Origin of the sequence: Allotamlana fucoidanivorans (assembly GCF_045788535.1) — a bacterium.
In the GTDB taxonomy this organism is placed as follows: Bacteria; Bacteroidota; Bacteroidia; order Flavobacteriales; family Flavobacteriaceae; genus Allotamlana; species Allotamlana fucoidanivorans.
The window spans coordinates 2,995,251-3,020,761 of record NZ_CP074074.1; the positions used below are offsets into that span (position 1 = coordinate 2,995,251).

Sequence of the window (25,511 nt, forward strand, 5' to 3'; positions counted from 1 at the left end):
AGTACTATACTTATCCAATTTAATACGTTGTAATGACTAAAAATTAGGAGATAAATTTGATTTTTTATAGAATTCATCAAGAATAGTGATTACTTCATGTTCTCTATCCACCAAATGAATTAAGTCTAAATCTTTAGGACTTATGTTTGAGAATCTGTCTAAAAGTGTGGTTTTAATCCAGTCTATCAGACCTCGCCAAAAATCTGTTCCTACCAGAATGATAGGAAACTTACCTATTTTATGAGTTTGAATAAGGGTAATGGCTTCAAATAATTCATCAAGTGTACCAAAGCCTCCTGGCATAACAACAAAGCCTTGTGAATATTTTACAAACATCACTTTGCGTACAAAGAAGTAATCAAAGTCTAAGTTTTTATCAGCATCAATATAAGGGTTGTCATGTTGTTCAAATGGCAATTCAATGTTGAGTCCAACCGAAGTACCTCCGCCTAAATGAGCGCCTTTATTACCAGCTTCCATAATTCCTGGTCCTCCGCCAGTTATCACGCCATATCCAGCTTCAACAATAGCTTTTGCTACAGACTCGGCCAACTTATAGTATTTGTCTTCAGGTTTTGTTCTGGCCGAACCAAAAATAGATACACAAGGTCCTATTTTGCTCATTTTTTCAAAGCCATTAACAAATTCGCCCATGATTTTAAAAATAGCCCATGAGTCATTTGTTTTTATTTCATTCCAGCCTTTGTGTCGTAATTCTTTCATCATAGTTTTAAGTCTTTAATCAATGAAACTTACATTTGTTTTGTTTGCAAAATAAGATTTAAAAATAAGATACTCCAATATTCTACTTAGGATTATTAGTTTTATTTTTTAATAAAAAAGGGAAAGGTGAATCTGTTAAGTACATGCACCTTTCCTTATTTATGGAACTGATTGAATGTAGTAATTTTACAGCGGTCTTTTACCGCTTATAATGTTATAAAGACCATGATAATTGCTATAACTAATAAAATATGTATTAAGCTACTTGCGCCAATGTTAGGAACTATGCCTACAAGACCAAGGAGTTATGTTATTATACATATAACGGCTACTATCCAAAGTAAACTTTTCATATTTTTTTAGGTTTATATAAAAATGTACGAAATAGTACTCCGATTAAATGATATGATCAAGTACCAAGTATGAGCTAGACTGTTATTAATTCCTTTTTAAGAAATTTGGCGGTATAGCTTTTGTTATGTTTTACTACCTCTTCAGGAGGGCCTTCAACAATAATTTGTCCGCCACCTTTTCCGCCTTCATAACCAATATCAATAATATGATCTACCGTTTTAATGACATCTAAATTATGTTCAATAATTAACACAGTGTTTCCTTTATTTACAAGTTTGTTTAACACAAGCATTAAAACCCTTATATCTTCAAAGTGGAGCCCTGTTGTAGGTTCGTCTAAGATATAAAACGTGTTTCCAGTATCTCGTTTTGATAGTTCTGTAGCTAGTTTTATGCGTTGGGCTTCACCACCCGAAAGCGTGGTACTTTGCTGCCCTAGGGTGATATAGCCCAGCCCAACATCTTTTATGGTTTTTAGTTTTTTATGTATTTTAGGAATATGCTCAAAGAAATTTACCCCTTCATTAATGGTCATGTTTAAAACATCACTAATAGATTTTCCTTTGTAACGAATTTCAAGGGTTTCTCGGTTAAACCGCTTACCTTGGCAAGTTTCACATTCTACATAAACATCTGGAAGAAAGTTCATTTCAATCACCTTTAATCCGCCACCTTGACAGGTTTCACAGCGCCCACCTTTTACATTAAAGCTAAACCTTCCAGGCTTATAACCACGAATCATAGCTTCTGGAATTTTTGCAAATAAACTTCTTATTTCACTAAAAACACCCGTATAAGTAGCGGGATTGCTTCTGGGAGTTCGCCCTATGGGTGATTGATTAATGTCAATCACTTTGTCAATATGTTCTAAACCATTTATGCTTTTGTATGGCATTGGTTTTTTCACACCATTAAAGTAATGAGCATTTAAAATAGGGTAGAGCGTTTCATTAATAAGAGTAGATTTACCACTTCCAGAAACCCCTGTAACCCCAATCATTTTACCAAGTGGAAATTTTACCGATACATTTTTAAGATTATTACCCGTGCAACCTCTCAAGTCTAAAAAATGACCGTTACCACTTCTTCGTGTTTTAGGAATTTCTATTTCCTTGCTCCCGTTTAAATAATCAGCGGTTAAGGTATTTTGTGATTTTAGTTCGTTGGGGTTTCCAATGCTAATAATTTCACCACCATGTTTACCCGCCCTAGGACCAATATCAATAACATAATCGGCACGTTCTATCATGTCTTTATCATGCTCTACCACAATCACCGAATTTCCAATATCTCTTAAAGAAACGAGAGAATTTATGAGTTTTTCATTGTCGCGTTGATGTAAACCAATACTGGGTTCATCTAGAATATATAGAACACCAACAAGCTGAGATCCTATTTGTGTAGCTAACCTAATGCGTTGCGCCTCACCACCAGATAATGATTTTGAACTTCGGTTAAGGCTTAAATAATTTAAACCAACATCTAATAAAAATTGAAGTCGTGATTTAATTTCTTTGAGTATTTCTTCAGCTATTTTAAACTGTTTTTCAGAAAGGTGTTTATGAAGATCCGCAAACCATAGAGATAAATCAACAATATCTAAGTTTGCTAATTCGGCAATATTTTTATTGTTTATTTTAAAGTAAAGAGATTCCTTTTTGAGTCTTGAGCCTTTACAATCAGGGCACGTAACCTTGTCCATAAAATCTTTTGCCCAGCGTTTTAGTGAAGTTGATTCAGCCGTTTTATATTGATTTTCTATAAAGTTAGCTACCCCTTCAAAATCAATCTTATAATCTCTAGTAACTCCTAAAGTTTTACTTTCAACAGAAAATTTGTCATGACCTCCATAAAGAATCATGTGTTTGGCTTCCTTAGGAATACTTTTATAAGCATCAGTAAGTTTAAAGTTAAATCGTGTCGCAATAGTTTCAAACTGTTTAAAGATCCAGCTATTTTTTTCAGGGCCATGAGGCGCTAGTGCCCCATTTTTTATAGACAACGAATCATCTGGAATAATTTTGTTTTCATTAACCTGATACAAGGTTCCTATGCCATTACACGTATGGCAAGCTCCTTTGGGAGAATTAAAAGAAAAATTATTAGGCTCAGGATTTGGATATGAAATACCTGAAGACGGACACATTAAATTTCTACTAAAATAACGCGTTTCACCATTATCTTGATTAATAACCAATAAAACGTCTTCGCCATGATACATGGCTGTATTAATCGTTTCTGTGAGTCGTTTATCATTATCAATAGTGTCATTAACCACTAATCTATCAATAACAATTTCAATATCGTGGGTTTTATAGCGATCAAGTTTCATGCCTTTCGCAATATCCCGAATTTCACCGTCTGTTCTTACTTTTACAAACCCTTGTTTTGCAATGTGTTCAAATAATTCTCTGTAATGTCCTTTTCTTGATCGAATTACTGGTGCTAAAATATTGATGCGCTGACCTTCAAAATCTTTAAGTATAAGTGCTTTAATTTGTTCATCACTATAACTAACCATTTTGTCACCTGTGTTATAGCTGTAAGCGTCACTAGCTCTGGCAAAGAGTAAACGCATAAAATCATAAATCTCTGTAATGGTTCCAACGGTTGATCGTGGCGATTTACTCGTTGTTTTTTGCTCAATGGCAATTACAGGGGAAAGCCCATCAATTTTATCAACATCAGGGCGTTCTAAGCCTCCTAAAAATTGACGTGCATAGGCGGAAAAAGTTTCAATATACCGTCTTTGACCTTCAGCGTAAATAGTATCAAATGCTAATGATGATTTGCCACTTCCAGAAAGTCCTGTAATAACTACAAGTTTTTCCCTTGGAATGGATACATCAATATTTTTTAGGTTGTGAACTCTCGCTCCTCTTACTTCAATACGTTCTTCAAATTTACTCATAGCAATAGTAAACCTTTGTTAGGTAAACAAGACTGCGAAGATACAATTTTTAGATGTTAAATTCTTGTGAAGATTAGCGTTAGATTTGTTATTATTGTAAGTAGAAATGCTAGCTAACAACTTAAAACTAAAGAGATGAAATTATTAGGTATAGGTTCAAGAATTAATCATTCAGAATATGGAAAAGGTGTTGTAACTAATGTAACTTCACAACATTATTGGGTAACATTTATTGAAAATGGTTTAGAAACGATTGACTTAGATAGTGAATTTGAAGTTATTGAAGCAACGCAAGATGATGTTGATACTATTAGTTTTTTTGAAGTAGAACAGAGTTTAGTGAATATATTAAAAAAATGGAGTGATGTGAGCGAAGTTGTTCCTATTGCCGATAAGTATAAAGGTGGAACACTTATTTTACAACCAGCTGAGAATAATTTGAAACCTTATGAATTGCCTATAGATAAATTTTTTCATAAGATCATCATGGTAAGAGATCGACTAAGAGTTATGGAACAACGTATTAATTCGAGTGATTTAGATGAGCAAGGAAAAATTGACTTGCAACAATATATTACTAGAATTTATGGAAGCTTAACAAGTTTCAATGTCTTGTTTAAATCAAAAAGTCATCACTTTGTAGGGCAGCGCAGTAAGTAGTATTAATTGCTAGATGTTTTTATATGTGTTATTTCCAATCCTAAAAACAAGAATTTATGAAAGGTTGGGAGCATAGCTCCTGTATTGGTGGTTATCCAATTATCCCATGAGGCTTCCAAACCATCAATAGGAAGAATGGAAGTCCACATTTTAAAAGCATAGGGTTTGTCGTTGTCATCCAATAACCAAAGGTAAGAATCCCCTGGGGTAGTTCCTCCAGATGAATAGGTAACTAATAAAGCATCCTTATTTGCAATTTTTACCAGTTTACGTTCTGTGCCTTTATCAAAAACCTTGTATGGCGCTACAAGCCAAAAGGAGTCGTTATTAAAATACCTTAAAGCCTTTTTTATTAAATCATGACTAATATCACTTTCATTTCTAAATCCATGAATAAAAACGGTACTCTTTGTAGGGTTAGCTAAATTAAGGTCTACGCGGTAGGATTTCCAAAGTACTTCACAGGTGTTTTTTGATTTATTCCAAATGTAATGCCTTCGGTTTTTAAAGGTCCACTCAATCATGTCTGTGTTTTTGTAAGCCTCATAATTTAGGGCATTCAGCATATTGTACGCTAAGGTGTCTGCTTGGTTTCCTGATGTACCCTCTGGCAAATTTTCATGGTATTTAAAATAGAAAAAAGCAAAAAATAATAGGCTAGGTAATGTTAAAAATACCAATCCTCCTAAAATTATTTTAAGTACTTTTTTCATACAAGATAGATTAATTGGCGCTGTTATAAATTCTTGCTAATTTATTGAATATGCTTTTCATTTGGAAAGTTTCTATATAAAAAACGATGGGCGTATTATCTTCTCGATAATCCGTTCAACCTATATGCACTTGGTCTTTTAAAATAATCATCCTGACGAACTCCTAAAGTTTAACAAGTTTTATTTAACTCTATATAATTGTAGTTTATCTTCTACAACAGTTAATGAATATTAGGATTAAGGTGCGCTTAGTTCTTCAAGTTTTGTTTTTGAAAAGGTTATAAGTTCAGCAAAGAAATCAGAAAATTCATGTTCAAAATCTTCATAAAATTCTTGTAATTCAACCACTGCTTCATTCATACCAGATCTGTTTTTTGTTCTTCTGTTCATGCCATCTAAAACTCTTGAAATACCTTCAATAGATGCATAACTTAAAAGCCAATTTTCAGATAACATGTAAGGTATCATTTTTTGAATCCGAGCAGGAAGCATATCATAGTGATCTTCAAGAGCATCATAAAACGATTCTACAAATGTTTTTAGGGGCGTGTTTGAATATAGACTCCAGTTTTTCGCTAAAAAGTGATCATACAGAATATCAACAATAACCCCAGAATAATGCCCGTATTTTTTATGTAATCGTTTAGTGCTGATTCTTACCGTTTTATGCGCATCGGTAAAGGTGTCAATATATCTATGCAATAAGATACCTATTTGAATAGCTTCAGGGTATTTTTTATAATCTTTACCTTTTATACCATCTGCAATAAAATTGCCTATGACGACTAACTCATTGTCCCCAGATAAATAAATATGTGCTAAATAGTTCATTTGTGAAATTTACAAAATACCTTGGTAAGAAATACGAATTTGAAATACTATATTTGTTCGAAAAACTAACTTAGTATTATGACATTAATTAAATCAATATCAGGTATAAGAGGTACCATTGGAGGCGCTGTGGGTGAAAATTTAACTCCTATTGATGCGGTAAAATTTGCTTCGGCCTATGGTGTTTGGCTTAAACAACAGCGCCATAAAGAACAGTATAAAGTGGTGGTTGGGCGTGATGCTCGTCTATCAGGTAAAATGATTCAAAACCTTGTAATGAATACCTTAGTTGGGTTAGGGATTGATGTTGTTGATGTAGGGTTATCTACCACACCTACCGTAGAAATAGCTGTGCCAATGGAACATGCAGATGGTGGTATTATTTTAACAGCTAGCCATAATCCAAAACAATGGAATGCCTTAAAGTTGTTAAATAAAGACGGTGAGTTTTTAGATGCGGATGAAGGAGCAAAAATCCTTGAAATTGCCGAGAGTGATACTATGAGTTTCGCAGATGTAGATAATTTAGGCAACATTACAAAGAATAAGGCCTATATAGACCTTCATATTATTGAGGTTCTTGATTTAGATTTAGTGAACGTAAAGGCTATTGAAGAAGAACGGTTTAGAGTAGTGGTTGATGGGGTGAATTCAACAGGAGGTATAGCTATACCTTTACTTTTGGAACGTTTAGGGGTTGATGTGATAAAAATCCACTGTAATCCTAATGGAGAATTTCCACATAACCCAGAGCCTTTGAAGGAACATTTAACCGATTTATCTGAAGCGGTTAAAGAACATAAAGCTGATTTTGGAATTGTGGTAGATCCTGATGTTGATCGTTTAGCTTTTATGGATGAAAATGGAGACATGTTTGGAGAGGAATATACTTTGGTAGCCTGCGCAGATTATGTGCTGAGCAGAACACCAGGAAATACCGTGAGTAACATGAGTTCTACACGAGCTTTAAAAGATATTACAGAAAAACACGGTGGAATCTATGAGGCTAGTGCAGTAGGAGAAGTAAATGTGGTTAAGCTCATGAAAAAAAATAAGGTTGTTATTGGGGGTGAAGGTAATGGTGGCATTATTTACCCTGCGTCTCATTACGGAAGAGATGCTTTGGTTGGGGTAGCTTTATTTTTGAGTTTATTGGCCGATAAAAAAATGAAGGTAAGTGAACTTAGAAAAAGTTATCCAAATTACTTTATGGGGAAAAAGAAAATAGAGCTTACACCAGGATTAGATGTTGATGGTATTTTGAATACCATAGAAGAACGTTATGCGAAAGAAAATTTAACAACTATTGATGGTGTCAAAATTGATTTTGCTGAGAGTTGGGTGCATTTACGTAAAAGCAATACCGAGCCCATCATTAGAATATACACTGAAGCAAAATCACAAGTTGAGGCTGATGCGCTTGGAGATAAGTTTATAGATGAAATTTTAGATATATCTCGACGGTAATTATGTTAATCCAAAGAATTACCTAATAAATACGGTAGGAATAGGGTAGTGTTTGAATATCAAAGATTTTTATTTACTAAAGAAGAATTGACTTCTTTTTAGTATAGAGAAGGTATACTCTTAAATTTATTTCTGCACAATAAGAGAATAATTGAAATGTAGGGTAATATTTGGTCATATTCTTAAAAAATTAAAGAAAAGTCTTAGATTTAGCATCGTTTAAAAAATCAGGCCATGTTAGTTAAGAAATTACTGTATCATTTTTCCCTTTCTTTTATTGCTTTAATAGCAGCTTGTCAGTCAAAAAAGAAGGCGCCTCATGAAGCAGCCAAAACTACAGATAAACCAAACATAGTACTTATTATTGCCGACGATGTTAGTTGGAATGATATTGGTGTCTATGGGCATCCTCATATTAAAACTCCAAATCTAAATAGGCTAGCACAGGATGGCATGTTGTTTACCGAAGCGTTTTTAACTACAAGTTCCTGTAGCCCAAGTAGAACAAGTATAATTTCAGGACTTTATCCTCATAATACAGATGCCGAGCAATTATCGTGGCCACTTCCCGAAGGAAAGAAAACATTTGTTCAAGCCTTAAAGGCAAATGGTTATTGGACAGGATTAGCAGGAAAGTACCATTTGGGAGATCCTGTGAGAAATGATTTTAACGCGCTTTTTGAAATGCAATGGATTGATGCACCTATTGGCTTAGATAGAAGACTTGTGGGTGATGGTAGTGGTTGTGATGAATGGGTGAAATTGCTAAAAGAACGTCCTAAGGATAAACCTTTTTTCACATGGTTAGCCTCATTTGATGCCCATAGACCTTTTTATGATGATGGAAGCTGCCCAAGTGTGCATAATGAAAATGATGTCCAATTACCACCGTACATGCCAGATACCGATTTGGTAAAGAAGGATTTTGCTCTATATTATGATGAAATAGCAAGAATGGATAGTTATATTGGTCATGTTGTAAAAGAGCTAGAAGCACAGGGTGTTGCTGAGAATACCGTTATTCTGTTTATTGCAGATAATGGAAGAGCATTTCCAAGGGATAAAACAACCTTATATGATGGTGGTATAAAAACACCTTGGATTGTAAAATGGCCTGCAAAAATTAAAGCAGGTACCGTAAATAGTAATTTGGTGAGTTCTGTTGATATTGCACCTACAATTATGAGTCTTGCTGGTTTAACCCCTTTTAAAGAATTTGAGGGGTATGACTTTTCATCCATGCTTTTAGATACGTCAAAAGAGATAAGAGATCAAATATATGCAGAAGACCATTTTCATGATTTTGAAGACTATACCAGAGCGATAAGAACAAAAGCTTATAAATACGTGAAGAACTTTTATGAAGATTTGCCTAACACTCCTTCGGCAGATATAATTCGTGGTAGAAGTTGGCAGAGCATGCTTGAAGAATACGAAGAAGGCACACTTAATGAGACGCAACTTAAATGTTTCATAAAGCCAAGAGAAAAAGAGGAGTTATTTGATATTATCAATGACCCTGATGAGCTACATAATATAGCTTCAAATGTTGAGTATGCTGAGGTTTTAGCTGATATGAGAGCTCGTTTAAAAGAAACAAGATCCCAAACTAAAGACTTTTTGCCAAAGCGAAGAACACCAGATGATTTCTTTAGAGAAACGGGCCTCCCTACCAAGTACCGTATTCGGCCTCGACCTTCAAAAGCAGAATATATGAAAGCAGCACAAGAAGGTAGAGTGCTTATGAATCCTGATTTTAAAGAAAATTAACGTTTAGCCTTGTTGGTTATTTTTTCGGTGTTTCCAACGTTTATGGGTCCAAAAGTAATATTCAGGAACCTCATAAATTTGTTTTTCTAACTGTTGAAGAAACAATTTAGTTAAATCATAGTCCTTGAATGTTCTGGAGTCTTCGGCAAGTGTTATAATTTCAGCTTCATAATGTCCCCGTTTTTTTTTAGTTACTTTTAGGTAAGCGGTAGAAAAATCTAATTTTTTAGCTAAGCGCTCGGCGCCAGTAAAGCAAGGGACATCAATTCCCATAAATTTTTGCCAATACGCATCTTTGGTGTGCCTTGGCGATTGGTCACTTAAAAACCCCGTTAATGTTCTTACACCAGCTTCTTCAAATTTATTAATAGTAGCAATGGTTTCTTTAGTACTGATTAAGGTGGTATCAAACCTAGATCTAATCGTTCTAATTAGGTTGTCAAAATATTTATTTGCTAGTTTTTTGTAAACCCCAAAGGTCTTAAAACTGATATGATTTTTTAAAACAATAGTCCATTCCCAGCTTGCATAATGTCCAAAAATCACAATAATACTTTTATTTAAACCTTCTAAACGTTTAAACTCTTCAGGATTTTTAATAACAAACCTTTTTCGTAATTGAGCTTCTGAAATAGACATGGTTTTTGCCATTTCTAAAAACATATCACATAAATGCTTGTAGAATTTTTTTCTTATGATAATAATTTCTTTTTCAGGCTTTTCAGGGAAAACCAATTTTAAATTATCCGTAACAATGTGTTTTCTGTATCCAATAATATAATAAACCAATAGGTATACGCCATCAGATATCAAGTATAGTAATCTAAAAGATAATTTAGATATTACCCATAAAATTGGATAAACAAGAATATACGCTAGAAATTGCATGAATTAATTTTAGATTTGTAGCAACAAATATAGATTAAATTCAATTTAAACATTACATACGCTATGGGCAATTTAGATTTAGTTACCATCATCATAATAGCAGCCAATGTTATAATTACCTATAAAGGGTTTGGTGATTATAGCTTTTTTGAAAAATATAAATTTAATGTTGGTGCCGTTAAGCGAGGGGAACAAATTAGGTTAATAAGTTCTGGGTTTTTACATGCCGATACACAGCACTTGTTATTTAATATGTTATCGCTTTATTTTTTTGCAGATTTAGTAATTAGACTGCTGAGCCCAGTTCAATTTCTATTGATTTATTTTGGTAGTTTACTACTAGGTAATTTATTGTCACTGTACTTTCATAAAAACGAATATCATTATAGTGCTGTTGGTGCTAGTGGTGCTGTAACTGGTATTATTTATGCGGCTATTTTACTTCAACCAGGTATGAGTTTAATGTTTTTCTTTATTCCAGTACCTATTCCTGCTTATGTATTTGGTATCGGTTACTTATTGTATTCTATGTATGGTATGAAAAAGCGTGTGGGTAATATTGGGCATGATGCCCATTTTGGAGGAGCTATTGGTGGGTATATCATAACGTTATTTTTAGCACCATGGCTTTTTGAAACCAGTTTGCCTATGATTGGTTTGTTGGCAATTCCAATAGTATTGTTGTTTGTGTTAAAGAAAATGGGGAAAATATAGATTAGTAAAGGGTGTCAAGTTTCTTTAGTTCGTTATTGGCACAGCTCTTGCCATATAGACTATGCTAATATATGTTGTTGGCTACGTAAATAGCTGATTATTAGTATTTATTTGAGTATTAGAAATCACTTAAAAAATTGTTCAGTACTGTTTTAATGACAGTTTGACCTAAATATGTCTATGAAAAAATCTAATTTTATGAGCCTTGACAGTTTGTCATTACAGGAATTTGATGAAAACTCAGAACTAATTCCATTGATGACTCCTGAAGATGAAGAGGCAATAAATAATGAAGAATTACCAGAAACACTACCTATTTTATCATTAAGAAATACAGTGTTGTTTCCAGGTGTTGTTATACCTATTACAGCGGGTAGAGACACCTCTGTTAAACTTATTAATGATGCTAATAAAGGAAGTAAAGTAATAGGGGTAGTGGCTCAAAAAGATGAGTCTGTAGAAAAACCCACGGCAAAAGATATTTATGAAACGGGGACGGTAGCTAGAATACTACGTGTTTTAAAAATGCCCGATGGCAATGTTACTGTAATTATTCAAGGTAAAAAACGGTTTAAGGTTGCTGAAGTTCTTACCGAGACGCCTTACATGAATGCTACAATTAGAGATATTCCAGAGGCTAAACCTGCATTGAATAATAAGGAGTTTTCTGCAATTATTGATTCTATAAAAGATCTTGCACTTGAGATCATAAAGGAAAATCCGAATATTCCTAGTGAGGCCTCTTTTGCTATTAAGAATATTGAAAGCAATTCATTTTTGGTGAATTTTGTGTCATCAAACATGAATCTTACCGTAAAGGAAAAGCAAGAGTTATTAGAAATAAATAACTTGAAGCAACGTGCTTTGGCTACATTGAAGTTTATGAATGTTGAATTTCAGAAACTAGAACTTAAGAATGATATTCAGTCTAAGGTTCAAATGGATATGAGCCAACAACAGCGCGAATATTTTCTGCATCAGCAAATGAAAACTATTCAGGAAGAATTGGGTGGTGTAAGTCACGATCAGGAAATTGAGGAAATGAAGATCAAAGCTAAAGATAAGCTTTGGGATGAAAAAGTGGCTAAACATTTTGAAAAGGAAATAGCTAAAATGCAACGGATGAATCCTCAGGTTGCAGAGTATTCTATTCAGCGTAATTATCTAGAGTTATTCTTAGATTTACCTTGGAATGAATTTAGTGAAGACCAATTTGATTTGAAGCGAGCTATGAAAATATTAGACCGCGATCATTTTGGTTTAGAAGATGTAAAGCGAAGAATTATTGAGTATTTAGCTGTTTTAAAGCTAAGAAACGATATGAAGTCTCCCATACTTTGTTTGTATGGACCTCCAGGTGTTGGTAAAACCTCTTTAGGAAAATCTATTGCGGAAGCTTTAGGTAGAGAATATGTGAGAATTTCGCTGGGCGGATTACGTGATGAGGCAGAAATTAGAGGTCATAGAAAAACCTATATTGGTGCTATGCCTGGGCGTATTATTCAAAGCTTAAAAAAGGCAGGAACATCAAATCCTGTGTTTGTTTTAGATGAAATTGATAAGTTGTCAAATTCGCATCAAGGCGATCCTTCTTCAGCAATGTTAGAAGTGTTAGATCCTGAACAAAACAGTGAGTTTTATGATAACTTTTTAGAAATGGGCTATGACTTATCAAAAGTTATGTTTATTGCTACTTCAAATAGTTTATCAACTATTCAGCCTGCATTATTAGATCGTATGGAAATTATTAACGTTACAGGGTATACCATTGAAGAGAAAGTTGAAATAGCTAAGCGTCATTTATTACCAAAACAATTAAAAGAGCATGGTTTATCGGCTAAAGATTTGAAAATAGGTAAAGCACAACTTGAAAAAATAGTTGAGGGCTATACACGTGAATCAGGCGTTCGTGGTTTAGAAAAACAGGTGGCTAAAATGGTGCGTTTTGCGGCTAAAAGTATAGCTATGGAAGAAGACTATAATATTAAAGTCACTAATGAAGACATTGTTGAGGTTTTAGGAGGACCTAAATTAGAGCGTGATAAATATGAAAACAATAATGTAGCTGGAGTTGTAACAGGTTTAGCATGGACCAGAGTTGGTGGTGATATCCTTTTTATTGAATCGATTTTATCAAAGGGCAAAGGCGCTATGACCATTACGGGGAATCTAGGAAAGGTTATGAAAGAGTCGGCCACCATTGCTATGGAGTATATAAAATCTAACGCTGATGCATTTGGTATTGACGCATCAGTTTTTGATAATTATAATGTACATATTCATGTTCCTGAAGGGGCTACACCTAAAGATGGACCTAGTGCAGGCGTTACTATGTTAACCTCATTGGTGTCACTATTCACTCAAAAGAAAGTCAAGAAAAGTTTAGCAATGACGGGTGAAATCACCTTAAGAGGTAAGGTGTTACCAGTGGGAGGTATTAAAGAAAAGATACTTGCTGCCAAAAGGGCTAGAATAAAAGAGATTTTACTTTGTGAAGATAACCGTAGAGATATTGAGGAAATAAAACCAGAATATTTAAAAGGCTTAACATTTCATTATGTGTCAGATATGAGTGATGTGATTAACATAGCTATTACAAATCAGAAAGTAAAAAACGCAAAAAAAATATAGCATATTAAAGCAATATTTAAACCTCGGCATATGTCGAGGTTTTTTTATGAATTAAAATAAAAGATTCATGTTATCGTTTTAAGATAGATTTATTTACTTTGCGCCTCAATATGCTAAGAATAATAGTCTCCTTTTTTTGCTGTTTAGTATCTACGTGGGCACTAGCTCAAGTGGGAGGCGAGTCTACCTATCAGTTTCTTAATTTGATTGCGTCTCCGCGTCAAGCGGCTTTAGGTGGAAAAGTATTCACCAATGTTGACTATGATGTTACGCAAGGGTTGTTTAATCCAGCCACGATTAATGAGGAAATGGATAATCAATTGGCTTTAAACTATACCAGTTATTTGGGAGGTATTGGCTATGGTACAGCATCGTATGCTTATACTGTTGATAGAAGAACACAAACATTTCATACAGGTGTTACTTATATTAATTATGGTTCTTTTGATGGTTATGATGAAGATGGGAATTCTACTGGAACGTTTACAGGAAATGAAACTGCTTTGTCTTTAGGCTATGCCTTACAAATAGGGTATTCTGATTTTTATTTTGGAACCAATGTGAAATTTATTTCATCAAACCTAGAGCAATATAGTTCTTTTGGGGTAGCGGTTGATCTTGGTTTACTATATATTGATGAAGCTATTGATTTCAATGCGGCGTTGGTGGTTAGAAATTTAGGTTCACAAATAACAACTTATGCTGATATCTATGAAAAGTTGCCTTTTGAAGTTGCTTTTGGAATGTCTCAAAAACTAGAAAATGTACCTATTCGTTGGCATATTACTTTAGAAAATTTACAGCAATGGCCTATTGCAAGACCTAATCCAGCTAGAGTAACCAGTGATTTATCTGGTAATCAAAGTTCAGAAAAGATAGGTTTTATTGGTCAGGTGATAAGGCATACTATAATTGGCGCAGAATTGTTTCCAGATAAAGGATTTAATATTCGGTTAGGTTATAATTTTAGAAGAGGTGAGGATTTAAGAATAGTTGATCAGCGCAATTTTTCAGGACTGTCGGCAGGTATTTCTATAAAAATGAATAGAATGCGTTTTAGTTATACGCATGCTAAATATACAAGTGCCGGTAATTCCAACTTTTTTGGACTGCAGATTGATTTGAGATAAGAAAGCTGAAGTTTTCTTACTCCAGCTTTCCCTATACTATGGTCTTAATAAATATTAATTGGTCATAAAAGACCAAACTTGTCCGATAGACTGTCCATCTTTATCATCTTTTGTTACAATTTTCCAATAATAGGTTGAAGCAGGGTTTAGGTTAACATTTGTAGTATTATTACTTTGATTATCACCTATTTTTTGTGTAGGCGGGTTAACGGTGTCAACATATACGTCATATGTCAATGGGTCATTATCAATATCAGTAGCTTCCCACTCTAAGGTAATTGAGTTTCCATTAATAGTTTCTCCGTCTGCAGGATTTATTGGCTGCGCAGGAAAAGGAATATGATTAGTTAAAGGTTCACCTTCTGTATAAAATCTAAATACAGATGAATATTCGCTTTCAAGGCCTTTAGTGTCCTTAACTTTTACACGCCAGAAATAAATAATACCTTTTTCTAATGAGACTGATTTAGATGATGTATTAGAATTCACAGACTGATCAATTGCCCCAAACCCAGAATCTTTTGAAATCTCTAGAATATATGAAACCTTATCACCATCAGGATCTGTGGCTGCATCCCAAGTGAATTCAACAGTATTGGAGGTACATAGCATATCGTTTTCAGGAAATGTTAATGATGTCACTTTAAAAGGCGCATTGTTTTTCGGTTCTGGAGGCGAACCACCATCATCACTTCCTCCAGAACATGCTATTGCAAGAGAAATAATAATACTTAAGCCGAAAGTATATTTTAGAAATTTCATCATCTTATTTTTTTATTATTTTAATATTTATTGGTTTATCTAAGACTAAATTAGCAAAATATACGCCTGGAGGATTATTGGTTAAATCAATAGTTATTTTTCCGTCAATGATAGTATATGTTTTTGCTTTTACAAGTTGCGTTGTCATGTTGTAAATTTCTATTGGAATCAGTCCCTCGTTGATAGGAATACTAATCTGGAAAACACCGGTTGTAGGATTGGGAAAAGGTTGAATGTTTGAATAAAAGTCAATAGATTTTATTATTTCTCCCTCACATGGTTTATTGGACTGTATTTTAACAATATCTCCTTGTGATACATCAACAGAAAAAGACGGTGATTGCGTTTCTAAAACCATGTCATTGTTTATATATACTTTATATGGTGTTGTCCCCTCTGAGAGTTCTATATTAAGTTTTTTATTTGATAGAGTAGACTTTGAAGTTATTTGCAATGCTTCGTCAATGTTTACAACAAAGCATTGTGATTCATTTATGCCTTTAATACTAATACACAATTCATAAGAGCCAGGAGTTAGATTAGTAATGGTTTTGTTCTTTGTAAAGGCAAAATCATTTCCGTCAAGGCTAATGTTGTAATCAGCCTCTGTACTGGCCTCAATGGTTAGTGTGCCGTTGTTTTCATCTGAACAAGTTTCAGAGGTAGTTAATATGGTAAATTGAGTATCTAATACAGAAACAATGTCACCTGAACCAGTATCTTCAATCGCATTTATGCCTGCTGTCCATCTGGTACCCAATCGCTCATATGCTCCAATGTCTGGACCAACACCCTTAAAGGGTTTTTCAAACCCAGAAATCACTCTTCCTTGATCTATTAATGCGCTATTTTCCTTTGGCATAAAGTCAAGGTTTTCGGGGTTTTCAAGCACAGATACGGCAGTTATTAAATTATCTTGAATATCAAATTCAGAAAGGTCATTGCCAGTAAACCAATCACCTTTGTTTGAAAAATTGTTATAAATTTTATTATCGGATTGCGTGTAGCCATTTACCCAAGAATCCATAGCACGTTCGGCATTCCAAATGGTATTGTGATAAAAATTTAAACCAACATTATTCCAATTAACTTGATAAGCACTCCAAGATACGTTCCAAACTACATTATGGTGCACAGTATAGCCCTTACTATTGTTATCTAAATAAATACCGGCAGCTTTAGCAGGACTATCAGGGCTGTGTGAATAAGCTGGCGCTGTTGCATCATGAAACCAATTGTGATGAATTTCGTTATTCTTGGGGTTAGCGTTGCCTACAGTATAAAAAATTCCTGAATCACTGTTAATTTTTTGAGAGGCAGAAACATCATTGTAGGCTACTTCGCAATTTGTTCCTGCTACATACATACCATCTCTACCTGTATTAAAAATAGTGTTTTTCAAAATTTTTAAATTATCAGCTGAGGTTCTTATAGGTGAAGCATGAATACCATTGTAATCTGTGTTGCTAATTGTATTTTTCTCAACAACGCAATTATGTGCACCAGCCCAAGCCATAATATGTATACCGCTTACAGAGCTATGATCTATAATATTACCTTGAATCAGGGTATTAGCACCCAAAACTTCTAAAGCGGCCTCACCAACCTGAGCAGAAGTATTACTAAGGGAATCATGCCCTTCACTACCATGAATAATTTTACAATTAATTATTTGATTGTTATCTGCATTGTTATGTATTTTTATGCTTCCTCCAAAGAAATCTAAGCCTTCTAATTTAACATAATCACCAGTTATTTCTGCAACATATTTTGAAACCGCATATTCAACTGTTCCATCCACAGGCAAGTTACCATCAGCAGGTTGAAAGTAGATCATGTTTGCAGCACTGTCGTAATACCATTCCCTAGCATAGTCTAATGCTTCAAGTTTATTGAACAAATAAAACTGTCCACGTTCGTTGCCCGGGTTACTTCTCCAAACTTCAGGGTTATGAATGCCAAAGGGCCATTTTGTAATATCAACTTGTTGGTGGTCAATTCTAGTCGCAGAACTCCCAGTAATAGGTCTTGTCCAACTTGTTCCAGAATGCGCTCCTAAGTAATACAAAAGCCCACCATTTTCCCAATCGATATCAGGAATTCCAGTGGCTGTAATATAGTTACCGCTACCACCACCCGATACGGGATGGCAATCAATGGTCCAACGGTTATTATCTGTGTTGTTTGGCCAACGCGCTAAATCCATGTACTCACCATGATGGTATACGGCACGAAATCGGCTATCAATGCTCATATTTACATTGGTTTTGTAAATAGTACCGCTGTGCTGTTGCCATCCAGTAAGTTTTCTAGTAGCCTTTATGTTAACAGTTTCTCCGTTAGCAGCTTTAAAGGTTAGGTAGCTTCCTGAGATACCGCTTTTATTTATGATTAAAGGTTCTTCATAAGTGCCTCCTTTTATGATGCAAATATCACCAGAAGTCATTACAGAAACAGCTTTACTGAATGATTTGTAAGGTGCATTTTCACTGCCATCATTTGTGTCATTACCATTTGTAGAGACATAAATAGTTTGTGAATAAATGGTGGAACAGATAAAAAAAGAAAGACATGAAATTAATAGTTTTCGCATTGTTTAAATCGTAAATTAGTGAAAGCGTTAAATTATAAAATGATAATTTTAATAAGGGTGTAATGTCTATTTATCTAGAAAACATTTAAGCATTTCTACAAAACAAATGGTTTAATCTTATTTTAATAATGATAAAAATTAACTTGACAGAAACTTGATCTAATTCATTTATGTACATTTGCTATCCTAACAATTATAAATGAGTAAAATTACCATAGCTATTGATGGCTTCTCATCAACAGGAAAGAGTACAATAGCAAAACAACTGGCAAAACATCTAGGATATATTTATGTAGATACAGGAGCTATGTATAGAGCTGTAACCTTGTATGCTATGCAGAATACGTTTGTTAGTCCTGATGCTTTTTATAAGGAAGCTTTAATTAGTAGTTTGAATGACATCAAAATCACATTTCAATTCAATGAACAATTAGGTTTTGCTGAGGTTTTTTTAAATGGTAAAAACGTTGAGAAGGCTATAAGGACACTTGAAGTATCAAGTTACGTAAGTAAGGTTGCGGCTGTTACTGAAGTCCGACAAAAATTAGTTGAGCAACAACAGGAAATGGGAAAAAATAAAGGGGTTGTTATGGATGGAAGAGATATTGGAACCGTAGTTTTTCCCAATGCAGAGTTAAAATTATTTATGACTGCTTCCGCTGAAAAAAGGGCAGAAAGACGTTTTAAGGAACTTAGTGATAAAGGTGATGCTGTTACCTATGAAGCTGTTTTAAAAAACGTAGAAGAACGTGATTATTTAGATACAACACGAAAAGATTCCCCACTTGTAAAGGCTATAGATGCTATTGAAATTGATAATTCTCACTTTAGCCTAGAGGAACAGTTTGATAAAGTTTTAAAATTATCAGAGGACAAAATCAAGGAAGTAAACGGAAGTATTGGTTAACAAAAGTAAAAAGCGAGTTTTTATACTAAAGACTCGCTTTCTTTCTATTCTCTATAACAGAAACTACAGATTAGGGATAATCAATTCTTGATCTGGATAAATTAAATCTGGATTTTTTAAAATATCTGAATTAGCCTTAAATATCTCTTGATATTTTGATGCATTACCATAATATTGCTTAGCTATTTTACCTAAGGTTTCACCACTTTTTACAGTATGTCTATGAAAAACACTGGCATCGGCAACTTTTATATCTGCCATTATATCTGAAGGGTTTTCACCACCAATTTCTTTTATTTTGTCCCAAAGTAAGTTTTTTTCATAAGGGGTTTTAGCGGTTCCCCAAACTTTTAGTTTGCCATCTTCTTCTTTTACATCACCGTTTTGAATGTTTAAAGATTCTCCTAAGTCTAAAACGGGTTGGTATTTTGATTTTGCAGTCATATTTAAAAAGGTTTTTATTAATTCAGATTGTTTTGGTTAAGGTAAAAAAATCCAAGCACTTTAAATTTAATAAATGGTTAAGATTTAGACACATTAAGAAGTAAAAAGTCACATTTTATTTGTTTTCTAATTATTAGGTAATTAGAATATTAATTTGTAATTTTGCACTCCTTTTAGCGAATCGTCGGGAAGATAAAAGGAAATAGAACACGTAATTAAATTTAACACTTCTGTATGTTACGCGCTTAAATCTCCTGAAACAAACAGAATACAAACAAAATGTGTTTACGTTATTATAAAGACAATACGTAAAACATTAAGTAATTAGCATAAATGGCTGAAAACGCAAAACAAGCTGAAGTTGAAGCAACTGAAGCAAAAACTGCCGAAGCTCCTCAAGTATCAGAAGCTCAAGCAAACCCTGAAAAATTCTTAAAAGAGTTCAACTGGCACAATTACCAAGAAGGTATTGATGAAGTTGATGATCAACAGTTAAAAGAATTTGAAAAATTAGTAGCTGAAAATTTCGTTGACACTTTAGATGATGAAGTAGTAGAAGGAACTGTAATTCACATTACAGATCGTGATGCTATCATTGACATCAATGCAAAATCTGAAGGTGTTATTTCTTTAAACGAATTTCGTTACAATCCTAACTTAGCAGTTGGTGATAAAGTAGAAGTATTAATTGATGTGCGTGAAGACGCTACAGGTCAGTTGGTATTATCTCACAGAAAAGCTCGTGTAATCAAAGCATGGGACAGAGTTAATAAAGCTCACGAAACTGGTGAAATCGTTAACGGTTTTGTTAAATGCAGAACTAAAGGAGGTATGATTGTAGATGTATTCGGTATTGAAGCATTCTTACCAGGTTCTCAAATTGACGTTAAACCAATTAGAGATTACGATCAGTACGTAAATAAAACAATGGAATTCAAAGTGGTTAAAATCAACCACGAGTTCAAAAACGTTGTAGTTTCTCATAAAGCACTTATTGAGGCTGATATCGAGGAACAAAAGAAAGAAATTATTGGTCAGTTAGAAAAAGGTCAAGTATTAGAAGGTGTTGTTAAAAACATCACATCTTATGGTGTATTCATTGACCTTGGTGGTGTAGATGGATTAATCCATATTACAGATCTTTCTTGGTCAAGAATCAATCATCCAAATGAAATTGTTGAGTTAGACCAACATCTTAACGTGGTAATCCTTGATTTTGATGAAAACAAATCAAGAATCCAATTAGGTCTTAAACAATTATCTAAGCACCCTTGGGAAGCATTAGCTGAAGAGGTAAAAGTTGGTGACAAAGTAAAAGGTAAAGTGGTTGTAATTGCAGATTACGGTGCATTTATTGAAGTAGCTGATGGTGTTGAAGGGTTAATTCACGTGTCTGAAATGTCATGGTCTACACACTTACGTTCTGCTCAAGATTTCGTTTCTGTAGGAGATGAAGTGGAAGCAGTTATCTTAACTTTAGATAGAGAAGAGCGTAAAATGTCTCTAGGTATTAAGCAATTAACACCAGATCCATGGACAGATATTACAGGTAAATATCCTGTAGGTTCTAAACACACAGGTGTGGTACGTAACTTTACTAATTTTGGTGTATTTGTTGAATTGGAAGAGGGTATTGACGGATTAATTTATATCTCAGATTTATCTTGGACTAAGAAAATTAAACACCCATCTGAGTTCTGTTCAGTAGGAGATAAGTTAGACGTTGTGGTATTAGAGTTAGATGTTGAAGGACGTAAATTAAGTTTAGGTCATAAACAAACTACTGAAAATCCTTGGGATAAGTATGAAACTGAGTTTGCTTTAGGAACATCTCACACAGCAGCAATTACTGATATTGTTGACAAAGGTGCTACTATAGAGTTTAATGAAGATATCGTGGCTTTTGTACCAGCACGTCACTTAGAAAAAGAAGACGGTAGTAAACTAGCTAAAGGTGAAACTGCTGAATTCAAAATTATTGAATTTAACAAAGAGTTTAAACGTGTAGTTGCTTCTCATACTGCGGTATTTAAAGAAGAAGAAGCTAAGATCGTTAAGCAGGCGGTAAGAAAAGCAGAATCTCAAGCTGCTGAAGCAAAACCAACTTTAGGTGATGCTAATGATGCTTTACAAGCTCTTAAAGATAAAATGGACGGGAAGAAATAATCTTTCTATACATTTATAATTTTTATAAAACTCCTCAATTTTTGAGGAGTTTTTTTTATTCATTTTTTTAAATAGAAGTTCATGTCTCCATGGTAAATAAGTTAAAAAAAAAGAAAAGTAAGTTGTCTTAAAACCTACATTTAAAAAACATACCCAAATAAGATTCTAATTTACCGTTTATACTTATGATTTTTTGCATTACCTTTGTGTACCAAACACGTTTGGATAGTATATGAGTCAAAAAGTTTTACTTAACGAAAAAGAGGTAAACATCATTCTTCACCGATTGGCTTGTCAACTTATTGAAAAACACAATGATTTCTCAAATGCCGTACTAATTGGTTTGCAGCCTCGCGGTGTTTTTTTAGCAGATAGAATTGCTAAAATACTCAAAGAGGATTATAAGGTTAAGAATATTCAATTAGGCCATTTAGATATTACATTTTTTAGAGATGACTTTCGAAGAAGTCATAAGCCTTTAGAAGCTAATTCAACAAAAATTGACTTTTTAGTAGAAGATAAAAATATTGTGTTTATTGATGATGTACTGTATACAGGAAGAAGTATAAGAGCTGCTTTAACCGCTATACAATCTTTTGGAAGGCCTAATGAAATAGAATTATTAACGCTTATAGATAGACGTTTTAGTAGACATTTACCCATTCAGCCAGATTATAGAGGGCGTCAAGTAGATGTTATTAATAATGAAAAAGTAAAGGTGAACTGGAAAGAACACGATAGTGAAGATTCGGTTTATTTAATTGAAAAATAGATAAAAGCAATGAGTGAATTAAGTGTCAATCACTTATTAGGAATAAAATATCTTAATAAAAAAGATATTCAACTAATTTTTGAAACGGCCGATCATTTTAAAGAAGTGATTAACAGACCAATCAAAAAAGTACCATCACTAAGAGATATTACAATAGCTAATTTATTTTTTGAAAATTCAACAAGAACCAAGTTGTCTTTTGAACTTGCTGAAAAACGCTTATCAGCAGATGTAATTAATTTTTCATCCGCACAATCGTCTGTAAAAAAAGGAGAAACACTAATTGATACCGTAAACAATATCTTATCCATGAAGGTGGATATGGTGGTGATGCGCCACCCAAATCCTGGGGCAGGTGTTTTTTTATCTAAACATGTAAAGGCCAGTATTGTTAACGCTGGTGATGGTGCTCATGAACACCCAACACAAGCCTTATTAGACTCTTATTCGATTCGCGAAACATTAGGTGAAGTAGGAGGTAAGAAGGTAGTTATTGTTGGTGATATTTTACATAGTAGAGTGGCGCTTTCAAATATTTTTGCACTGCAATTACAAGGTGCAGAAGTCATGGTTTGCGGTCCTAAAACGCTAATTCCAAAGTATATCAATGAGCTTGGGGTAAAGGTGGAAACCAATCTTCGTAAAGCTTTAAGTTGGTGTGATGTAGCTAATATGCTTCGAGTACAAAATGAACGTATGGATATTAGTTATTTTCCATCTACCAGAGAATATACCCAACAATTTGGGGTAAACAAACAGTTATTAGATACCTTAGATAAAAAGATAACTATCATGCATCCCGGTCCCATTAATAGAGGTGTTGAGATAACTAGTGATGTGGCTGATTCTAGTCAGTCTATTATTTTAGATCAAGTTCAAAATGGGGTAGCTGTTAGAATGGCAGTAATTTACCTCTTAGCATCAAAAATAAAACAGTAGATTATGATTTTAGACCAAAATGGAAATACATCTATAATCACGCAAGAAAAAGCTACGATTGTAGAGTTAACAAAGAAGATACAGGCATTATATCCAAAGTTTAAAAACAGCAATATTATCGTTTCATTAACATCTTTAGATCCCCTTGATAAGGGGGATATTCTTGAGTTTTTAGAACTATCTACCATACATAAAGCAGCTAAAAATTCATTTGTAATTGTATCAGATAAAGTAGATTTTGATGATGTTCCTGATGAAATTATTGTTGTACCTACATTGCAGGAAGCCTATGATGTTATTGAAATGGAGGATATGGAGCGTGATTTAGGGTTTTAACATGCATGCTTTTCAATTAGCTCAGGTAAACATTGCAGAGGTTCTTGCACCTTTAAATGACCCAATTATGCAAGATTTTGTTGGTAATGTAGATCATATAAATGCTATGGCAGATGCTAGTGAAGGGTTTATTTGGCGCATGAATGATGAGGACAAAGATGAAGGTGCAAAAATATTTCAAAACAATGCTTTGGTCATCAATATCTCTGTATGGAAGGATTTTGAATCTCTTTTTAAATTTACGTATCAAACAGGGCATGTAGACATCTTTAAAAGGAAGAAAGCATGGTTTAAAAAAATGAATAGAATGCATATGGCTTTTTGGTATATTCCTAAAGGCTATAAACCAACCTTTCAGGATGCCAAATACCGTCTTGATTATTTGAATAGTTATGGAGAATCACCGTTTGCATTTTCGTTTAAATCTAAATTTTTAGTTGACGATTTTTTAAACTATAAACCACTAAATGCATCCTCATGAGATTATCTATTCTAGGCTGTTATAGTGCTACGCCGCGTGCTTTAAATAATACAACATCACAGGTTTTAGAGATTAGTAATCATATGTTTTTAATTGACTGTGGAGAAGGAACTCAAGTAGAGTTGCGAAGACATAAAATTAAATTCAATAGAATAAAACATATTTTTATATCTCACTTGCATGGTGATCATTTTTTTGGTTTAGTCGGATTAATTTCAACATTCAGATTACTTACCCGAGAAGCAGACTTACATATCTATGGCCCAAAGGGTATCAAAGAAATTGTTACACTTCAAATGAAGTTAGCAGATTCCTGGACAAATTATAATTTATTTTTTCATGAGTTAACATCTCATGCTTCCGAACTTATTTTTGAAGATAACAAAGTTGAAGTCCACACCATTCCTTTAAATCATAGAATATACACAAATGGTTTTCTTTTTAAGGAAAAAAAAAGGGAACGTAAGCTAAATATAGAGGCTGTTAAAAGAGCAAATATTGATGTGGCCTACTATAGAAAACTGAAGCAGGGTTATGATGTAAAAAATGAAGATGGAATCTTGATAAAAAATGATAGTGTTACGTTTCCTGGGAAAAAGCCGAAAAGTTATGCGTTTTGCAGCGACACTATGTTTAAAGAAGATATTGTACCCATTATAAAAAATACAGATGTACTCTATCATGAATCTACATTTTTAGAGCAGCATGCACATTTAGCAGAACGCACAAAACATGCAACGGCTATTCAAGCCGCAGAAATTGCAAAACAAGCCCAGGTTAAAACACTTATTCTAGGGCATTATTCTACGCGGTATGATAGTATCAATTATTTTAAAAAGGAGGCCGAACAGATTTTTAAAAATGTACTGTTAGCGGAAGATGGGAAAACGTTTGATCTATAATTAGTAATTTAAACGTTGTACCCATTCAATAGCTTCATCTAAAGACAGACATGATTTTATTTCAACATCGCTAAATCTGTTTTCTAAAGAAGCATTTAAATACATAATGTAGTTATAATACACTATACACGTACCAATCATCTCAATAACGGCTTTGTTAGAATTTATTTTTGCCCAATGGCTGGGGTCTATAGAATAAGAGTTAACTCTATTAGAAACATAACCTAATTTTGCTCCTGCCCCATAGAAATCGATAATTTCTTTTAAAACCAATTCAATTTTAGGCCAGTCAAAGTGTTTCTCAGAATGTATTTCAGAAATTACAAAGTTTTCACAAAAAAAGAAGGTTCCAAAAGGCATTTCTAATTTGTGATGACTTAAAAGTTTACTTTGTAACGATTCTTCAAATTTCATTTT

Annotated in this window: 22 protein-coding genes; 13 read left to right on the top strand and 9 right to left on the bottom strand. The window is 33.8% G+C overall.

Annotated elements, in window-relative coordinates; all coding sequences use genetic code 11:
- Nucleotides 1-36: 36 nt before the first annotated feature.
- Nucleotides 37-726 (bottom strand): TIGR00730 family Rossman fold protein, encoded by a 690-nt coding sequence (locus tag KFZ70_RS12720; RefSeq protein WP_139698742.1) that lies wholly within the window; start codon nucleotides 724-726, stop codon nucleotides 37-39.
- 424 nt (nucleotides 727-1,150) lie between these two features.
- Nucleotides 1,151-3,988: an excinuclease ABC subunit UvrA gene (gene uvrA / locus KFZ70_RS12725; RefSeq protein ID WP_139698741.1), complete on the bottom strand. Its 2,838-nt coding sequence runs from the start codon at nucleotides 3,986-3,988 to the stop codon at nucleotides 1,151-1,153.
- 135 nt (nucleotides 3,989-4,123) lie between these two features.
- Between uvrA and KFZ70_RS12730 the strand changes: the two genes are divergently transcribed.
- Nucleotides 4,124-4,648: a hypothetical protein gene (locus KFZ70_RS12730; protein ID WP_139698740.1), complete on the top strand. Its 525-nt coding sequence runs from the start codon at nucleotides 4,124-4,126 to the stop codon at nucleotides 4,646-4,648.
- Between the two features lie 2 nt (nucleotides 4,649-4,650).
- Here the strand turns inward: KFZ70_RS12730 and KFZ70_RS12735 are convergent, their stop codons facing one another.
- Nucleotides 4,651-5,361 carry a hypothetical protein gene (locus tag KFZ70_RS12735; RefSeq protein ID WP_139698739.1) on the bottom strand — a complete coding sequence of 237 codons (711 nt, stop codon included), beginning with the start codon at nucleotides 5,359-5,361 and terminating at the stop codon, nucleotides 4,651-4,653.
- 237 nt (nucleotides 5,362-5,598) lie between these two features.
- Nucleotides 5,599-6,192 carry an ACP phosphodiesterase gene (locus KFZ70_RS12740; RefSeq protein WP_139698738.1) on the bottom strand — a complete coding sequence of 198 codons (594 nt, stop codon included), beginning with the start codon at nucleotides 6,190-6,192 and terminating at the stop codon, nucleotides 5,599-5,601.
- Nucleotides 6,193-6,270: 78 nt separating this feature from the next.
- On the opposite strand from KFZ70_RS12740, the gene glmM reads away from it, so the two are divergent.
- Together glmM and KFZ70_RS12750 are read left to right on the top strand one after the other, a co-directional pair.
- Complete coding sequence (gene glmM / locus KFZ70_RS12745) at nucleotides 6,271-7,659, top strand: phosphoglucosamine mutase (RefSeq protein ID WP_139698737.1); 1,389 nt, start codon at nucleotides 6,271-6,273, stop codon at nucleotides 7,657-7,659.
- Nucleotides 7,660-7,893: 234 nt separating this feature from the next.
- Nucleotides 7,894-9,429 carry a sulfatase gene (locus tag KFZ70_RS12750; RefSeq protein ID WP_139698736.1) on the top strand — a complete coding sequence of 512 codons (1,536 nt, stop codon included), beginning with the start codon at nucleotides 7,894-7,896 and terminating at the stop codon, nucleotides 9,427-9,429.
- Nucleotides 9,430-9,432: 3 nt separating this feature from the next.
- Here KFZ70_RS12750 and KFZ70_RS12755 read toward each other — a convergent pair whose 3' ends face one another.
- Nucleotides 9,433-10,317: a lysophospholipid acyltransferase family protein gene (locus KFZ70_RS12755; protein ID WP_139698735.1), complete on the bottom strand. Its 885-nt coding sequence runs from the start codon at nucleotides 10,315-10,317 to the stop codon at nucleotides 9,433-9,435.
- A gap of 63 nt (nucleotides 10,318-10,380) precedes the next feature.
- Between KFZ70_RS12755 and KFZ70_RS12760 the strand changes: the two genes are divergently transcribed.
- The 3 genes from KFZ70_RS12760 (at nucleotide 10,381) to porQ (ending at nucleotide 14,792) form a co-directional block, all read left to right on the top strand.
- A complete protein-coding gene (locus KFZ70_RS12760; protein ID WP_139698734.1) occupies nucleotides 10,381-11,031 on the top strand; it encodes a rhomboid family intramembrane serine protease in 651 nt (216 codons plus the stop codon).
- Nucleotides 11,032-11,211: 180 nt separating this feature from the next.
- Nucleotides 11,212-13,662 (top strand): endopeptidase La, encoded by a 2,451-nt coding sequence (gene lon / locus KFZ70_RS12765; RefSeq protein WP_139698733.1) that lies wholly within the window; start codon nucleotides 11,212-11,214, stop codon nucleotides 13,660-13,662.
- Between the two features lie 110 nt (nucleotides 13,663-13,772).
- Nucleotides 13,773-14,792, top strand: a complete 1,020-nt coding sequence (gene porQ, locus KFZ70_RS12770; protein WP_139698732.1) for a type IX secretion system protein PorQ — start codon at nucleotides 13,773-13,775, stop codon at nucleotides 14,790-14,792.
- Between the two features lie 54 nt (nucleotides 14,793-14,846).
- Here porQ and KFZ70_RS12775 read toward each other — a convergent pair whose 3' ends face one another.
- Both KFZ70_RS12775 and KFZ70_RS12780 read right to left on the bottom strand, forming a co-directional pair.
- On the bottom strand, nucleotides 14,847-15,557 hold the full coding sequence (locus tag KFZ70_RS12775) for a hypothetical protein (protein WP_139698731.1): 711 nt from the start codon (nucleotides 15,555-15,557) through the stop codon (nucleotides 14,847-14,849).
- Between the two features lies 1 nt (nucleotide 15,558).
- Nucleotides 15,559-18,147 carry a right-handed parallel beta-helix repeat-containing protein gene (locus KFZ70_RS12780; RefSeq protein ID WP_139698730.1) on the bottom strand — a complete coding sequence of 863 codons (2,589 nt, stop codon included), beginning with the start codon at nucleotides 18,145-18,147 and terminating at the stop codon, nucleotides 15,559-15,561.
- A 199-nt stretch (nucleotides 18,148-18,346) separates the two neighbouring features.
- Here KFZ70_RS12780 and cmk point away from each other — a divergent pair, with 199 nt between their 5' ends.
- On the top strand, nucleotides 18,347-19,054 hold the full coding sequence (gene cmk / locus KFZ70_RS12785; RefSeq protein ID WP_139698729.1) for a (d)CMP kinase: 708 nt from the start codon (nucleotides 18,347-18,349) through the stop codon (nucleotides 19,052-19,054).
- Nucleotides 19,055-19,117: 63 nt separating this feature from the next.
- On the opposite strand, the gene KFZ70_RS12790 is transcribed toward cmk, so the two are convergent.
- Nucleotides 19,118-19,498 (bottom strand): LysM peptidoglycan-binding domain-containing protein, encoded by a 381-nt coding sequence (locus tag KFZ70_RS12790; protein ID WP_139698728.1) that lies wholly within the window; start codon nucleotides 19,496-19,498, stop codon nucleotides 19,118-19,120.
- A gap of 333 nt (nucleotides 19,499-19,831) precedes the next feature.
- Between KFZ70_RS12790 and rpsA the strand changes: the two genes are divergently transcribed.
- From rpsA to KFZ70_RS12820, 6 genes are all read left to right on the top strand, one after another.
- Nucleotides 19,832-21,664: a 30S ribosomal protein S1 gene (rpsA, locus tag KFZ70_RS12795; RefSeq protein WP_139698727.1), complete on the top strand. Its 1,833-nt coding sequence runs from the start codon at nucleotides 19,832-19,834 to the stop codon at nucleotides 21,662-21,664.
- Nucleotides 21,665-21,896: 232 nt separating this feature from the next.
- Entirely contained in the window at nucleotides 21,897-22,436 is a 540-nt protein-coding gene (gene pyrR / locus KFZ70_RS12800; RefSeq protein ID WP_139698726.1) for a bifunctional pyr operon transcriptional regulator/uracil phosphoribosyltransferase PyrR, read from the top strand.
- Between the two features lie 9 nt (nucleotides 22,437-22,445).
- The gene (locus KFZ70_RS12805) at nucleotides 22,446-23,375 is read left to right on the top strand and encodes an aspartate carbamoyltransferase catalytic subunit (RefSeq protein ID WP_139698725.1); all 930 of its coding nucleotides are present in this window, start codon (nucleotides 22,446-22,448) and stop codon (nucleotides 23,373-23,375) included.
- Between the two features lie 3 nt (nucleotides 23,376-23,378).
- Complete coding sequence (locus tag KFZ70_RS12810) at nucleotides 23,379-23,711, top strand: ribonuclease Z (protein ID WP_139698724.1); 333 nt, start codon at nucleotides 23,379-23,381, stop codon at nucleotides 23,709-23,711.
- A gap of 1 nt (nucleotide 23,712) precedes the next feature.
- Nucleotides 23,713-24,192 (top strand): DUF3291 domain-containing protein, encoded by a 480-nt coding sequence (locus tag KFZ70_RS12815; protein ID WP_139698723.1) that lies wholly within the window; start codon nucleotides 23,713-23,715, stop codon nucleotides 24,190-24,192.
- Nucleotides 24,189-25,094: a ribonuclease Z gene (locus tag KFZ70_RS12820; protein ID WP_139698722.1), complete on the top strand. Its 906-nt coding sequence runs from the start codon at nucleotides 24,189-24,191 to the stop codon at nucleotides 25,092-25,094. The genes KFZ70_RS12815 and KFZ70_RS12820 overlap by 4 nt, the downstream gene beginning before the upstream one ends.
- Here KFZ70_RS12820 and KFZ70_RS12825 read toward each other — a convergent pair whose 3' ends face one another.
- Entirely contained in the window at nucleotides 25,095-25,508 is a 414-nt protein-coding gene (locus KFZ70_RS12825) for a hypothetical protein (protein WP_139698721.1), read from the bottom strand.
- Nucleotides 25,509-25,511 lie beyond the last annotated feature (3 nt).

Excerpts from the sequence above, each read along its gene's own strand:
- KFZ70_RS12720 (WP_139698742.1), bottom strand. The coding sequence starts at position 726 with ATGATGAAAGAATTACGACACAAAGGCTGGAATGAAATAAAAACAAAT.
- uvrA (WP_139698741.1), bottom strand. The coding sequence starts at position 3,988 with ATGAGTAAATTTGAAGAACGTATTGAAGTAAGAGGAGCGAGAGTTCAC.
- KFZ70_RS12730 (WP_139698740.1), top strand. The coding sequence starts at position 4,124 with ATGAAATTATTAGGTATAGGTTCAAGAATTAATCATTCAGAATATGGA.
- KFZ70_RS12735 (WP_139698739.1), bottom strand. The coding sequence starts at position 5,361 with ATGAAAAAAGTACTTAAAATAATTTTAGGAGGATTGGTATTTTTAACA.
- KFZ70_RS12740 (WP_139698738.1), bottom strand. The coding sequence starts at position 6,192 with ATGAACTATTTAGCACATATTTATTTATCTGGGGACAATGAGTTAGTC.
- glmM (WP_139698737.1), top strand. The coding sequence starts at position 6,271 with ATGACATTAATTAAATCAATATCAGGTATAAGAGGTACCATTGGAGGC.
- KFZ70_RS12750 (WP_139698736.1), top strand. The coding sequence starts at position 7,894 with ATGTTAGTTAAGAAATTACTGTATCATTTTTCCCTTTCTTTTATTGCT.
- KFZ70_RS12755 (WP_139698735.1), bottom strand. The coding sequence starts at position 10,317 with ATGCAATTTCTAGCGTATATTCTTGTTTATCCAATTTTATGGGTAATA.
- KFZ70_RS12760 (WP_139698734.1), top strand. The coding sequence starts at position 10,381 with ATGGGCAATTTAGATTTAGTTACCATCATCATAATAGCAGCCAATGTT.
- lon (WP_139698733.1), top strand. The coding sequence starts at position 11,212 with ATGAAAAAATCTAATTTTATGAGCCTTGACAGTTTGTCATTACAGGAA.
- porQ (WP_139698732.1), top strand. The coding sequence starts at position 13,773 with ATGCTAAGAATAATAGTCTCCTTTTTTTGCTGTTTAGTATCTACGTGG.
- KFZ70_RS12775 (WP_139698731.1), bottom strand. The coding sequence starts at position 15,557 with ATGATGAAATTTCTAAAATATACTTTCGGCTTAAGTATTATTATTTCT.
- KFZ70_RS12780 (WP_139698730.1), bottom strand. The coding sequence starts at position 18,147 with ATGCGAAAACTATTAATTTCATGTCTTTCTTTTTTTATCTGTTCCACC.
- cmk (WP_139698729.1), top strand. The coding sequence starts at position 18,347 with ATGAGTAAAATTACCATAGCTATTGATGGCTTCTCATCAACAGGAAAG.
- KFZ70_RS12790 (WP_139698728.1), bottom strand. The coding sequence starts at position 19,498 with ATGACTGCAAAATCAAAATACCAACCCGTTTTAGACTTAGGAGAATCT.
- rpsA (WP_139698727.1), top strand. The coding sequence starts at position 19,832 with ATGGCTGAAAACGCAAAACAAGCTGAAGTTGAAGCAACTGAAGCAAAA.
- pyrR (WP_139698726.1), top strand. The coding sequence starts at position 21,897 with ATGAGTCAAAAAGTTTTACTTAACGAAAAAGAGGTAAACATCATTCTT.
- KFZ70_RS12805 (WP_139698725.1), top strand. The coding sequence starts at position 22,446 with ATGAGTGAATTAAGTGTCAATCACTTATTAGGAATAAAATATCTTAAT.
- KFZ70_RS12810 (WP_139698724.1), top strand. The coding sequence starts at position 23,379 with ATGATTTTAGACCAAAATGGAAATACATCTATAATCACGCAAGAAAAA.
- KFZ70_RS12815 (WP_139698723.1), top strand. The coding sequence starts at position 23,713 with ATGCATGCTTTTCAATTAGCTCAGGTAAACATTGCAGAGGTTCTTGCA.
- KFZ70_RS12820 (WP_139698722.1), top strand. The coding sequence starts at position 24,189 with ATGAGATTATCTATTCTAGGCTGTTATAGTGCTACGCCGCGTGCTTTA.
- KFZ70_RS12825 (WP_139698721.1), bottom strand. The coding sequence starts at position 25,508 with ATGAAATTTGAAGAATCGTTACAAAGTAAACTTTTAAGTCATCACAAA.